Here is a 12,495-nt window from a genome sequence, read left to right on the forward strand (position 1 = left end):
CATGCGGAACACGAGACCGGCCGCCCTGCTGGCCCTTGCCCTTCTGGTGGGCTGCGGCGCCGCGCAGGAGCCGGCCCTGCCCGGCACCCGGATCGCGATCCGGGACGAGGCGCAGGCGGCCAATGTCGCGCGGCCGATCTCGCTGCCCGCTGCCCGGCAGAACCCCACCTGGCCGATGCGGGGCGGCGCGTCCGACCACGCCGCGGGGCATGTCGCGCTGAGCGGGCTCACGCCCGCCTTCGCGACGCCGATCGGGCAGGGCGACACGCGCCGCGCGCGGATCACCGCCGAGCCGGTGGTCGCGGGCGGGCTGGTCTTCACGCTCGACGCCTCGTCGCTGGTCTCGGCCGTCTCTGCCGCCTCGGGCGGGATCGCCTGGCAGACCGACATCACGCCGCCCTATGCCCGCAGCGGGCAGGGCAGCGGCGGCGGCCTCGCCTTCGGGGACGGGCGCCTCTTCGTGTCGGACGGGTTCGGCCGTGTCAGCGCACTCGACGCCGCGACGGGGACCGTCGCCTGGGTGCAGGATCTCGACGCGCCGGGCAGCGCCGCGCCGACCTATGCGGGGGGCCGGGTCTACGCGATGTCGCGCGACGGGCGGGGCTGGGCGCTGGACGCACGCACGGGACGCATCGACTGGACGGTCGAGAGCGTGACGGCGGGCGCGAACTTTTCGGGCGGGGCCGGTGCGGCCGTGACAGGCGACTGGGCGGTGTTCCCCTTCGCCTCGGGCGAGGTGATCGGGACCTTCGCCGAGGGCGGGCTGCGGCGCTGGTCGGCGGTGATCGCCGGATCGCGGCCGGGCTTCGCCCAGGGGATCGCCGCGACCGATATCGGCGCCGACCCGGTGATCGACGGCAGCCGCGTCTATGTCGGCAACGCCTCGGGCCGGGTGGTCGCCCTCGACCTCGACACCGGAGAGCGGCTCTGGACCGCGACGCAGGGCGCGACCTCGCCCGTCGTGCCGGCGGGCGGATCGGTGTTCTTCGTCAACGATATCGGCCAGCTGACGCGCGCGGATGCGGCGACCGGCACCTCGGTCTGGCAGGTCGACCTTCCCCTCTTCGAAGAGGACAATCCCCGCCGCTACCAGACCCGCTGGGTGCATTACGGTCCCGTCCTGGCCTCGGGCCGGCTGATCGTCGCCTCCTCGGACGGAGTGCTGCGCAGCTTCGATCCCGTCTCGGGCGCGCTGACCGGGCAGGTACCGCTGCCGGGGGGCGCCGCCTCGGCCCCCGTCGTCGCGGGCGGCACGCTCTACGTCGTCAGCGAGGACGGGCAGCTTCTGGCTTTCCGCTGAGGCGCGGGCGGTGTAGGGGCGTGGCTCCGCAGTCATAGGGGGGCGCCATGTCCTTCACCCTCGCCATCGTCGGGCGGCCGAATGTCGGCAAGTCCACGCTCTTCAACCGCCTCGTCGGGCGCAAGCTGGCGCTGGTCGACGACCAGCCCGGGGTGACCCGCGACCTGCGCGAGGGCGAGGCGAAGCTCGGCCACATGCGCTTCACCGTGATCGACAGCGCGGGGCTGGAGGAGGCGACGGACGACAGCCTTCAGGGCCGGATGCGCCGCCTGACCGAACGCGCGGTCGAGATGGCCGATGCCTGCCTCTTCCTGATCGACGCCCGCGCCGGGGTGCTGCCCGCCGACGAGGTCTTCGCAGACATCCTGCGGCGCAAGAACGCCCACGTGATCCTCGCCGCGAACAAGGCCGAGGGCCGCGCGGGCGAGAGCGGACTGCTCGAGGCCTATGCCCTCGGCCTCGGCGAGCCGATCCGCCTTTCGGCCGAGCATGGCGAGGGAATGACGGATCTGGCGCAGGTTCTCGCACCGCTGATCGAGGAAGTGGATGCCCGGGCCGAGGCGGACGCCCCCGTGACGGACGTGGACGTGGACGAGGAGGGCGAGGATGACGGCCCCCGTGTCCCCACGGTCGAGCGCCCGCTGCAGATCGCCGTGGTCGGCCGGCCGAACGCGGGCAAGTCGACCCTCATCAACAAGATCCTGAAGGACGAGCGCCTGCTGACCGGCCCCGAAGCCGGGATCACCCGAGACGCCATTTCCGTGCGCACGGAGTGGGAGGGGACCCCGATCCGCATCTGGGACACAGCCGGGATGCGCAAGAAGGCGCGGATCGACGACAAGCTCGAGAAGCTGAGCGTCTCCGATGGGCTGCGCGCGGTGAAGTTCGCGGAAGTGGTCGTCGTGCTTCTGGACGTGAACATCCCGTTCGAAACGCAGGACCTGCGGATCGCCGACCTCGCCGAGCGCGAGGGGCGGGCGGTCGTGGTCGCGGTCAACAAGTGGGATCTCGAGGACGAGAAGCAGGACAAGCTGCGCGAACTGAAGGAAAGCTTCGAGCGGCTGCTGCCGCAGCTGCGCGGTGCCCCGCTGGTCACCGTCAGCGGCAAGACCGGGCGCGGGCTCGACCGGTTGCACGCCGCGATCCTCAAGGCGCACGAGGTCTGGAACCGGCGCGTGACGACCGGCCAGCTCAACCGCTGGCTCGCCGGCATGCTGGAGCAGCACCCGCCGCCGGCCCCCGGCGGGCGGCGCATCCGCATGCGCTACATGACGCAGGTCAAGGCGCGGCCCCCCGGCTTCGTCGTCATGACCTCGCATCCCGAGAGCGTGCCCGAGAGCTACTCGCGCTACCTCGTGAACGGCCTGCGCGCGGATTTCGACATGCCGGGCACGCCGATCCGGCTCTGGCTGCGCGACCAGGGCGACAAGAACCCCTACAAGGACAAGGCCCGCAAGGCCCCCCCATCCAAGCTGCGCAAGCATCTGGGGCCGAAGAAGCGGCCGGACCGGTAGGGCTTCACTCGCCGCGAACCGGCCCGAGGGAGGCAGACGGCGCGAGCTGTCCCCCCCCCCCTCGCGCGGGGGGGAGGAGCCGTCGGCGACGGATCTACCGCGGGATCGACGTCGGCTCGGCCCGCGCGAGGGCATGTTCCGGCTTTCGCCGTCCGGGTCGGGGCCGCCCCTTGCCCGACCCCGCCGCTCCGCGCGGCCGGAACCGCGCAAACCGCCATCGCATTGGCCCTCGACCGAGCGCGTGATGCATGACCTATCTTCGAAGCCTGTCCGCCGCCGGCTTTATGGCGACCGCCGTCGGCTTCGGGCCGGCCCGGATGGGATTCGGCCTGTTCGTGCCCGAGTTCAGGTCCGCCTTCTCGATGTCGGCCCCCCTCGTCGGGATCGTCTCGAGCATCGGATTCGCCGGCTATTTCGTCGGGCTTCTGATGGCGCAGTTCCTGCTGGACCGGAGGGGCCCGGCGGCCCCGGTCCTGACCGGGCTGATCGCCGCGACCGCCGGCCTCGGCATCGTCGCCGTCGCCCCCGGCGTTCCGGTCCTCGCGGCCGGCGTGTTCATCGCGGGGTCGAGCGCGGGTCTCGGCTGGACGCCCTTCAACGACGCGGTGCATCGCAAGGTCCGTGACGCGGACCGCCCGGGCGCCCTGTCTGAGATCAGCACCGGAACCACCATGGGAATCGCTGGGGCGGGCGCCGTGGCCCTGGCGGCGGCGCTCGCCGGATTCGGCTGGCGCGTCTGCTGGGCGATCTTCGCGGGCGCCGGCGCGGCCGCGTTCGTCGGGAACTGGCTGGCGCTGCGTCGGATTGACAAGGCGGCTGAGGGGGGGTCGGGTCGCAACTGGCGGCATCTGCTGGCGCGCGCGGCAGCCCCGCTGTTCGCGGTCGCCTTCGTCTTCGGCGTCACTTCGGCCGTTTACATCTCCTTCTCCGCCGATCACTTCGCCCGGCAGGGCCTTCCCGGCATGCCGGCGGGTTCGACGGCCGCATTCGTCTTCATCGTCTACGGGCTCTGCGGCCTCGCCGGCCTTGTCACGGGCCGGGTCCGGGACGCGATCGGCCTGACGCCTTTGCTGCGGGCGCTCCTGTGCTCCGCAGGGGCGTCGCTCGCTCTCGCCGCCCAGCTGGCGGGCAGCTGGGGCGGGCTGCTCCTCTCCGCGGGATTGCAGGGGGTCAACGTGATGATGATGAGCGCCGTCCTGGCCTTCTGGTCGGAACGCCTGTTCCCGTCCTTCGCCTCTCTCGGATTCACCCTCACCGTCCTGTGCATGGCGGCAGGCAGCGTGATCGGCCCCGCCCTGGCCGGGGCGATCTCGGCGGCGATCGGGCCCGGCGCGATGTTCTACGCCGCTGCCGCGCTGCCGCTCGTGGCCGCCGCCCTCATCCGGGGCGAATGGGTGTCGGAACGACCCGCCGAGATCCCGGAACCGTAGGCGGGTCCCCGCGGGAAGACGTCGGAACGGGCCACGGGAGCGGAGCCAGCGGTGCCGCCCGTGCCCCGCTCAGCCCCTGCCCAGCTTCCCCGCCAGCCCGTCCTCGATCAGCTGCACGCTGTTCGCCACGCCGTAGAGCGCGATGAACCCGCCGAAGCGCGGCCCCTCCGAGGCGCCCAGCAGCACCTCGTAGAGCGCCTTGAACCAGGCGCGCAGCGGCTCGAACCCGTGCGCCTTGCCCACGGCGAAGACCTCGGATTGCAGCGCCTCGGGATCGGCCTCGCCCTCCCACGCTTCCAGCCGGGACTTGAGGTCCTCCATCGCCGCGCGCTCCTGCTCGTCCGGGGCGCGGTAGGTCTTATGCGGCTTCACCCGGTCGTTGTAGTAGCGCACCGCGCCTTCGGCGGCGGCGTCGAGGCCGGGGTGGCTCTCGGGCGAGGCGTCCGGCGCGTAGCGGCGGACGAAGCCCCAGAGCGTGTCCTTGTCCTCGGCCCCCGACACGGCGGCGAGGTTCAGCAGCATCGAGAAGGGCACCACCATGTCGGAGGCGGGCGCGTTGCCGCGGTGGATGTGCCAGACGGGGTTCGCCAGGCGGGCCTTCGGGTCCTGATCGGCGAAGGCACGCAGCTGCTGGTGGTATTCGTCCACCGCCTTGGGGATCACGTCGAAATGCAGCCGCTTCGCCGTCTTCGGCTTGGCGAACATGAAGTAGCTGAGCGAATCCGTGCCCGCATAGGCCAGCCATTCGTCCATCGTCAGGCCGTTGCCCTTGGACTTGGCGATCTTCTGCCCGAACTCGTCCAGGAACAGCTCGTAGGTGAAGTGGTTCGGCGCCCGTCCGCCCAGCACCCTGCAGATGCCGTCGTAGATCGGCGTATTGGTCGCGTGATCCTTGCCGTACATCTCGAAATCGACGTCGAGCGCGGCCCAGCGGGCGCCGAAATCGGGCTTCCACTGCAGCTTCACGTTGCCGCCCGTCACCGGCAGGGTCCATTCCCGGCCCGCCTCGTCGTCGAAGGTCACGGTGCCCTCGCGCGCGTCGACATGCTTCATCGGAACGTAGAGGACGCGGCCCGTCTCGGGATGGATCGGCAGGAAGCAGGAATAGGTCTCGCGCCGTTCCTCGCGCAGGGACTTCAGCATGATCGCCATGATGTCGTCGTAGCGCTCGGCCGCACGCAGCAGCGTCTCGTCGAACCGGCCGGAGCGGTAGAACTCCGTCGCGGAGATGAACTCGTATTCGAAGCCGAACCCGTCGAGGAAGCGGCGCAGCATCGCGTTGTTGTGCGCGCCGAAGCTGTCATGTGTGCCGAAGGGGTCCGGCACCGCGCTCAGCGGCTCCTGCAGGTGCTGCGCCAGCATGTCCTGGCGGGGCAGGTTCTCGGGCACCTTGCGCATCCCGTCGAGATCGTCGCTGAAGCAGATCAGGCGGGTAGGAATGTCGCTGATCGCCTCGAAGGCGCGGCGGATCATCGTGGTCCGCAGCACCTCGCCGAAGGTCCCCATATGCGGCAGGCCGGACGGGCCGTAGCCCGTCTCGAACAGGACGTGGCCCTTCTCGGGCGGCGCCTTGTCGTAGCGTTTCAGCAGGGCGCGGGCCTCCTCGAAGGGCCAGGCCTTGCTCTCCATCGCCACGTCTCGCAGGTCCGCCATCTGTCCCGGGTCCTCTCCTGTCGGAAGTCGCGCCCTGATACGGCGCGGGAGGGAGAGACTCAATCGCCGCGCCCGCGCAGATCGTCCGCGATCTCCATCACCGCCTGCCAGTGCGGGCGGTCTGCATCTGTCAGGCTCCAGACCGTGCCGTAGGCGGCATGCACCCAGGTCCAGCGCAGCACCTCTTTCCGGGGCAGGGACGCCGCCTCGGCCAGCACGTCGGCCTGCCTGTCGATCCGGGCGCGGGTCGGGGGCAGGGGGAAGGGATTGCCGAGGATGTTTGCGATCTCGTAGCCGGGCGGACCGAGCAGGCCCTTGGGGTCGATCAGCAGCCAGCCGCGCACGCGGTCGCGGATCAGGTTGCCGTGGTGCAGGTCGCCGTGCAGCCCGGTCCAGTCGCCGCGCGGGCCGGCCGCGATCTCGGCCGACAGGGCGGCGGCGCGGGCGAAGGCGGGGCGCAGCTCCGGCGGCACCCGCCCCGCGGAGAGATGGTCGGTCAGCGTCCCGGCCCGGCCCTCCCACGGCAGCAGCGTCGGCAGGAGGATGCGCCGGGCGATCACCCGCCGCGCGGCGGCGGCGAGGATCCGGGTGGCGGCATCGGCCCGGCCGTCCGCCACCATCGCGGCGAGGGACGGTCCCACGGGGGCGAGCCTCTCCATCAGCGTGGCCGGCCCCTGCCGCCGCAGGATCCGCACCGCGCCGTCCCCCCGCAGCGCGGCGAGAAAAGCGCCGGCCCCGGCCTCGTCGTCATCGGCGCGCGCCAGCTTCAGCAGGACCGGCTGCCCGGCCAGTCGCGCGGGCCAGAGGAGGTTGAGGCCCGACAGGCGCGCCGCCCCCTCAGGCACCGCCTGCCACCGGGCCAGCAGCGCCCGCGCACGGCGCAGCCTGGCATCGCCGGGCCGGGCGCGCTGCAGCGCCGCAAGGCCGGTCCCGCGTTCGTTCATCTTGCGAGGGCCCCCCGCCCTTCCTATTCCATGGGGCGACTATCCACGGAGATCCCGATGATCGACACCCCCTCCTTCGAGCCGACCGACGCGCTTGTGGCGTTGATGATCGCCGTCTCCGCCTCGGACGAGACGATCCGCACCGCCGAGCTGGTGACGATCACCAACATCGTAAACAACCTGCCGGTCTTCGCCGATTACGACCCGGATCACATTCCGGCGGTCAGCCGGACGGTGTTCGGCCTGCTCGAGCAGGAGGACGGCCTCGACGCGCTGTTCGACCTGATCCGCGACGTGCTGCCCGACCGCCTGTGGGAAACCGCCTACGCCCTGGCCTGCGACGTCGCCGCCGCCGATGGCCGGATCACGAGCGCCGAGGCCCGTATGCTGGAGGAGATCCGCGACGAGCTGCGGATCGACCGCCTGCACGGCGCCGCGATCGAACGCGGCGCCCGGGCGCGCTACCAGGTGCTCTAGGACAGGGCGGGCCGGGCGGATCCGGACATCTGGGCCGGGCCGGGTGGCTGGCATGGCAGGGGCGGGGCTGCCGGAACTGCTGCGCGGCGGCCGCACGCCCCCGGGTTGCAACCACGGGCAGGCGGCGGGACCGTGCGCGGTCCGGTTCCGCCAGGTCCATCCCGCCGCTGCGGCTGCCGCATCCTCTCCGCCCGTGGAACGGCCTCGTCCCCCCTGCCCCCCGACCACGGCAGCGCGGGTGCGGCTCCCGCCGTCGCCCGGGTTTGGCGCGACACCGGCCGCCCCTGTTTCGCGCCCAGGCGTCTCACCGCATCGTGAAACTCTTCCGCCGCGCCGGCCGTATCCTCGGGGGAGCCTGAAGGAGAACGCCATGCGCCTCGCCGCCCTGACCGCCGCCCTCGTCCTCGCCGCCGCGCCGGCCGTCGCGCAGGACGCGATCGAGGACGTGATCTCGTCCCAGCTCGAGGCCTTCAACGACCGCGATGTCGGCACGGCCTGGAGCTTCGCCAGCCCGATGATCCGGGGCATGTTCGGCACGCCCGGCAATTTCGGGGAGATGGTCGAGCAGGGCTACCCGATGGTCTGGACGAATTCCGAGGCCCGCTTCCTGCAGCGCGAGCCGCGCGGCGAGAGGCAGGTGCAGCGGGTCATGGTGACGGATGCCGAGGGGGCGATCCACATGCTCGACTACTACATGGTCGAGACGCCGCAGGGGTGGCAGATAGACGGCGTCACGCTGCTCCCGGCGCCGGAACTCGGCGTCTGAGCGCTTGCCGGCAGGGCTTTACACGGCGATGTGAGGGTCTACATATTCCGTAACTTGAATACGAAGGGGCGCCCCATGTTCAGCCGTACCTCGCCCTCGACCGGCCCGGGATCTCCCGAGGTCACGGGTTTCCACCACGAGGCGACGGGCAGCGTGATGTATGTCCTCGCCGACCCGGCCACGCGGCAGGCGGCGCTGGTGGACATCGTGCAGGACTACGACCCGGCAGAGGCGCGCGCCTCGCATGATAGCGCGCAGAAGGTCCTGGATTTCTGCGCCGCACAGGGGCTGGAGATCGCCTGGATCCTCGACACCCATCCCCATGCCGATCACCTCATGGCCGCCGCCTGGCTGAAGGCGCGGACCGGCGCCCCCATCGCCATCGGCGAGAAGGTGCGCGACATCGCGGCGCTGTGGGCCGATCTCTACCATCTGCCGGACGCGTTCGACCCGGACCGGGATTTCGACCGGTTGCTCGCGGACGGCGAGACCCTGTCGGTGGGCGGTATCGGGATCCGCGTGATGCTGAGCCCCGGGCACACGATGGGGTCGATCACCTATGTCGCGGGTGACGCGGCCTTCGTCCACGACACGTTCATGCATGTCGATGCCGGCACCACCCGGGCCGATTTCCCCGGCGGATCCTCGGCCGAACTCTACGATTCGCTCATGGCGATCCTCGCCCTGCCGGACGGGACGCGGCTCTTCGTCGGCCACGACTACCCGCCCGTCGGCGATCGGTCCGAACCCGCCTGGGAGGCGACGGTCGCCGATCACCGGGCGCACAACGCGCATGTCGGCGGGGGCGTCACCAAGGCGGCGTTCCGCGACCTGCGCGACACGCGGGACGCAACGCTCAAGCTGCCCGACCGGATGCTCGCGGCGCTGCAGGTCAACCTCCGGGGCGGGCGCCTGCCGCCGGCCGAGGCGGACGGTCATTCCTACCTGAAGGTGCCGCTGAACCGGTTCTGAACCGGCGCGGCCGTTCGGTGCCGGGCGCGGCGGATGGCGGCGTCCGCCGTCGGGCGGGGTGGAGGGACCGGCCCTTGCCGGCGCCCGGGGCCGGTGGGTCGGCCTGGCCCGGTCGTCGCGCCGGAATGGTATGGGGTGCCGGCCCCGGCTGTCGCGCCGGAATGGTGGGCTCGCTCACCCGACCCGAGCCGGGGGACCCGCCTGCTAGAGCAGGCAGGCCCCCTCCATCGCGCGGCGGATCTCGGCCTGCGTGCCCTCGCTCGGCCGGACCAGCGGCGAGCGGACGTCGGGCGTGCAGAGGTCCAGCAGCGACATCGCGTGCTTCACGCCCGAGACGCCCGGCTCGCGGAAGATCGCGAAATGCAGCGGGGCGAGGATGTCCGCGATCTCCAGCGCCTTGGCGTAGTCGCCGGCCAGCGTCGCCTCCTGCTGCTGCGCGCAGAGCGCGGGCGCGACGTTGGCGGTGACGCTGATGCAGCCGACCCCGCCCTGCGCATTGAAGCCCACCGCCGTCGGATCCTCGCCGGAGAGCTGCACGAAGTCCGTCCCGCAGGCGATGCGGGTGCGCGGCACGCGAGCGAGGTCGGCGGTCGCGTCCTTCACCCCGATGATGAACTCGTGGCGGGCGAGCTCGCCCATCGTCTCGGGCGTCATGTCGACGACCGAGCGGGGCGGGATGTTGTAGATCACGATCGGCAGGCCGCATTCGGCGGCGGCGGTGAAATGCGCGATCATCCCGGCCTGGGTGGGCTTGTTGTAATAGGGCGTCACGACGAGGGCGGCGTCGGCCCCGGCCGCTTTCGCCGCCCGGACGAGGCGCACCGTCTCGACCGTGTTGTTCGACCCCGCGCCCGCGATGACCGGGATCCGGCCGGCCGCCTGCTTCACCACGATGGCGACGACGCGGTCGTGCTCCTCGTGGGTGAGTGTCGGGCTCTCGCCGGTCGTGCCGACGGGGACCAGCCCGTGCGAGCCCTGCGCGACATGCCAGTCGACCAGCGCCTTCAACGCCTCCTCGTCCACGGCGCCGTCGCGGAAGGGGGTGACGAGAGCGGGCAGGGAACCCTTGAACATGGGGCCGGACCTTTCGGGGCGGGTGGCGACAAATCGCGCGGACCCTAGTCGCCCCCGCCCCGGTTGCCAAGTTCGTGTCTTGGGCCGCGGGCCCGTTCGCGCTATGCGCGGGAACGGGCCGGTCCCGAAAGGCGCCGGCCGATGACGAGCCATAGACGACGACCCCGCAAAGCCCGCGTCAGGGAGCGCCGCATGACCCTTCCCCGCCTCGCCCTTCTCGTCCTCCTGGCCGGCCCGCCGCTGGCCGCCGCCGCGCAGGAGGCCGGCTCGCCCGATTTCGGCGCCGCCCTCGAGGCGGCCGATTCCGGCGAATGGGCCAGGGCCGCCGCCCTCGCCGAGAGCGTCGGTCCGGTCGCCGGGGCGCTGATCGAATGGGAGCGGCTGCGCGACGACGAGGGCAACGCCACCTGGGACGAGGTGGAGGCCTTTCTCGCCGCCCATCCGGACTGGCCGGACCTGGACGCGGTCCGCGAGACCGGCGAGCGGGCGATCCCGGCCGGGGCGGACCCCGCCCGGGTGATCGCCTTCTTCGCAGATACCGCGCCGACGACCGCGGAGGGCGTGCTCGCGCTCGCCCGGGCGCTCGAGGCGGAGGGCCGCGCCGAAGAGGCGGAGGCGGCGGTGGTCGAGGCCTGGCTGACGCTCGGCCTCGACGCAGAGGCGCAGGCCGACATCCTGGCCGCGCATGGCACGATGCTGGGGCCGCATCACGCGGCGCGGGCCGATGCCATGCTCTGGCGCTGGCGCACCTCGGATGCCGAGCGCCTGCTCGACTTCCTAGATCCCGACCAGCGGCTGCTGGCCGAGGCGCGGATCGCGCTGATCCGCGATACCGGCGACGCGGCCGAGCGGCTGGCGGCGGTGCCGGCCGCGCTGCAGGGCGATCCCGGTCTCGCCAATGCCCGGTTCAACCGCTTCGCCAGCCGGGGCGATTACGACAGCGCGACCGGGATCCTGCTCGACCAGACCGGCAGCGCCGAGGCCCTGGGGCAGCCTTTCCGCTGGGCGAGCTGGCGCGCCACCCTGGCCCGCTGGCACATGCGCGAGGGGCGGACGGAGCTGGCCTACCGGCTGGCCGCGCAGCATTTCCTGACCGAGGGCGATTACTACGCCGACCTCGAATGGCTCGCCGGCTACATCGCCCTGACCTACGAGGCGGGGCCCGAGGCGGCCCTGTTCCATTTCGACAGGCTGCTCGCCTCGGTCGAGGGGCCGATCTCGGTCTCGCGCGGGGAATACTGGACCGGCCGCGCCCTCCGGGCGGCCGGGCGGGAGGAGGAGGCGCGTGCCGCCTTCGCCCGCGGGGCGGTCCACCAGACCGCCTATTACGGGCTGCTCTCGCTCGACGAGATCGGCGGCGCCCTCGACGATTCGGTGGCCGGCGCGGCACCGCTGACCCCCTGGGAGGGGTCCGACTGGGCCGCGGGCGAGCTCTGGCAGGCGATGGAGCTGACCCTCGCGGCGGGAGAGCGCGGCACCGCCTGGCGGTTCGTCACTCAGATGGCGCGGACCTTCCCGCAGGAGGGGCTGGAGGCGCTGGGGGGCTGGCTGACCGCGCGGGAGGAGACATGGCTCACCGTCCTCGTCGGCAAGAGCGCGGCGGCCCGCGGGATCATCATCCCCCAGCTCTACTTCCCGCTGCACGAGATGGCGGAGCGCGACTGGCCGGTCGAGACGGCGCTGGCCCTGTCGATCGCCCGGCGCGAGAGCGAGTTCAACATCGGCGTCGGCTCGCCCGTCGGGGCGCTCGGCTTGATGCAGCTGATGCCGGGCACGGCGCAGGAAGTGGCGGGCGATCTGGGCCTGCCCTATGCGCGCGACCGGCTGACCAGCGACTGGGAATACAATGCCCGGCTCGGGACGCGCTACCTCGAGATGCTGAACGTGCGCTTCGGCGACAGCCCCGTCATCATGGCGATCGGCTACAATGCCGGGCCCGGCCGGGCGCAGGGCTGGGTGCGCGATTACGGCGATCCCCGCGAGTCCACGATCGACGTGGTGAACTGGATCGAGGAGATCCCCTTCACCGAGACGCGGAACTACGTGATGCGGGTCACCGAATCGATCCCCGTCTACCGGGCCCGGCTGGCCGGGCAGGGCGGGCAGGCGGGTTTCCTGTCGCTGCTGCGGGGCGAGCTGCCCCCGGTCGCCGCGCCGGACAGCGCGGTACGGCCGGCGATCCGTCCCGGCACGCCGGCCCCGTCCGCCCCCGCCCCGGCGGAGGCCGCCGCGACCGATCTGGCCGCGACGCCGCCCGAGCCGGTCGGGACGGGCTGGCTGCGCCCGATCGCCCGACCGGAGAGCTGACCCGGCCCGCCCGGGCGGGCCGGCGCTGGCGGCTTGCCGGGGCCGGTGGGTCGGTGGG

General features: G+C 72.3%; 10 protein-coding genes. 7 read left to right on the forward strand and 3 right to left on the reverse strand.

What is annotated here, in order from left to right; genetic code table 11:
* The first annotated feature begins 1 nt into the window (after position 1).
* From BUE30_RS10255 to BUE30_RS10265, 3 genes are all read left to right on the forward strand, one after another.
* Positions 2 to 1,300 carry a PQQ-like beta-propeller repeat protein gene (locus BUE30_RS10255; protein ID WP_073329627.1) on the forward strand — a complete coding sequence of 433 codons (1,299 nt, stop codon included), beginning with the start codon at positions 2 to 4 and terminating at the stop codon, positions 1,298 to 1,300.
* A gap of 47 nt (positions 1,301 to 1,347) precedes the next feature.
* The gene (gene der, locus BUE30_RS10260) at positions 1,348 to 2,814 is read left to right on the forward strand and encodes a ribosome biogenesis GTPase Der (protein WP_073329629.1); all 1,467 of its coding nucleotides are present in this window, start codon (positions 1,348 to 1,350) and stop codon (positions 2,812 to 2,814) included.
* 248 nt (positions 2,815 to 3,062) lie between these two features.
* The gene (locus tag BUE30_RS10265) at positions 3,063 to 4,244 is read left to right on the forward strand and encodes an MFS transporter (RefSeq protein WP_073329631.1); all 1,182 of its coding nucleotides are present in this window, start codon (positions 3,063 to 3,065) and stop codon (positions 4,242 to 4,244) included.
* Positions 4,245 to 4,313: 69 nt separating this feature from the next.
* Here the strand turns inward: BUE30_RS10265 and BUE30_RS10270 are convergent, their stop codons facing one another.
* Both BUE30_RS10270 and BUE30_RS10275 read right to left on the reverse strand, forming a co-directional pair.
* Positions 4,314 to 5,897 (reverse strand): lysine--tRNA ligase, encoded by a 1,584-nt coding sequence (locus BUE30_RS10270; RefSeq protein WP_073329633.1) that lies wholly within the window; start codon positions 5,895 to 5,897, stop codon positions 4,314 to 4,316.
* A gap of 59 nt (positions 5,898 to 5,956) precedes the next feature.
* A complete protein-coding gene (locus BUE30_RS10275) occupies positions 5,957 to 6,841 on the reverse strand; it encodes an aminoglycoside phosphotransferase family protein (RefSeq protein ID WP_073329635.1) in 885 nt (294 codons plus the stop codon).
* Positions 6,842 to 6,898: 57 nt separating this feature from the next.
* Between BUE30_RS10275 and BUE30_RS10280 the strand changes: the two genes are divergently transcribed.
* The 3 genes from BUE30_RS10280 to BUE30_RS10290 all read left to right on the forward strand — a co-directional run bounded on the left by BUE30_RS10280 (position 6,899) and on the right by BUE30_RS10290 (position 9,056).
* A complete protein-coding gene (locus BUE30_RS10280) occupies positions 6,899 to 7,318 on the forward strand; it encodes a tellurite resistance TerB family protein (RefSeq protein ID WP_073329637.1) in 420 nt (139 codons plus the stop codon).
* 370 nt (positions 7,319 to 7,688) lie between these two features.
* Positions 7,689 to 8,084 carry a DUF4864 domain-containing protein gene (locus BUE30_RS10285; RefSeq protein ID WP_073329639.1) on the forward strand — a complete coding sequence of 132 codons (396 nt, stop codon included), beginning with the start codon at positions 7,689 to 7,691 and terminating at the stop codon, positions 8,082 to 8,084.
* Positions 8,085 to 8,159: 75 nt separating this feature from the next.
* Positions 8,160 to 9,056, forward strand: coding sequence for an MBL fold metallo-hydrolase (locus BUE30_RS10290; protein ID WP_073329642.1), 897 nt, complete (start codon positions 8,160 to 8,162; stop codon positions 9,054 to 9,056).
* A 204-nt stretch (positions 9,057 to 9,260) separates the two neighbouring features.
* On the opposite strand, the gene dapA is transcribed toward BUE30_RS10290, so the two are convergent.
* Positions 9,261 to 10,130, reverse strand: a complete 870-nt coding sequence (gene dapA, locus BUE30_RS10295; protein WP_073329645.1) for a 4-hydroxy-tetrahydrodipicolinate synthase — start codon at positions 10,128 to 10,130, stop codon at positions 9,261 to 9,263.
* 192 nt (positions 10,131 to 10,322) lie between these two features.
* Between dapA and BUE30_RS10300 the strand changes: the two genes are divergently transcribed.
* Positions 10,323 to 12,437: a lytic transglycosylase domain-containing protein gene (locus tag BUE30_RS10300; protein ID WP_073329648.1), complete on the forward strand. Its 2,115-nt coding sequence runs from the start codon at positions 10,323 to 10,325 to the stop codon at positions 12,435 to 12,437.
* The last annotated feature ends 58 nt before the right edge of the window (positions 12,438 to 12,495 follow it).

The organism is Wenxinia saemankumensis (assembly GCF_900141735.1).
GTDB classification, from domain to species: Bacteria; Pseudomonadota; Alphaproteobacteria; order Rhodobacterales; family Rhodobacteraceae; genus Wenxinia; species Wenxinia saemankumensis.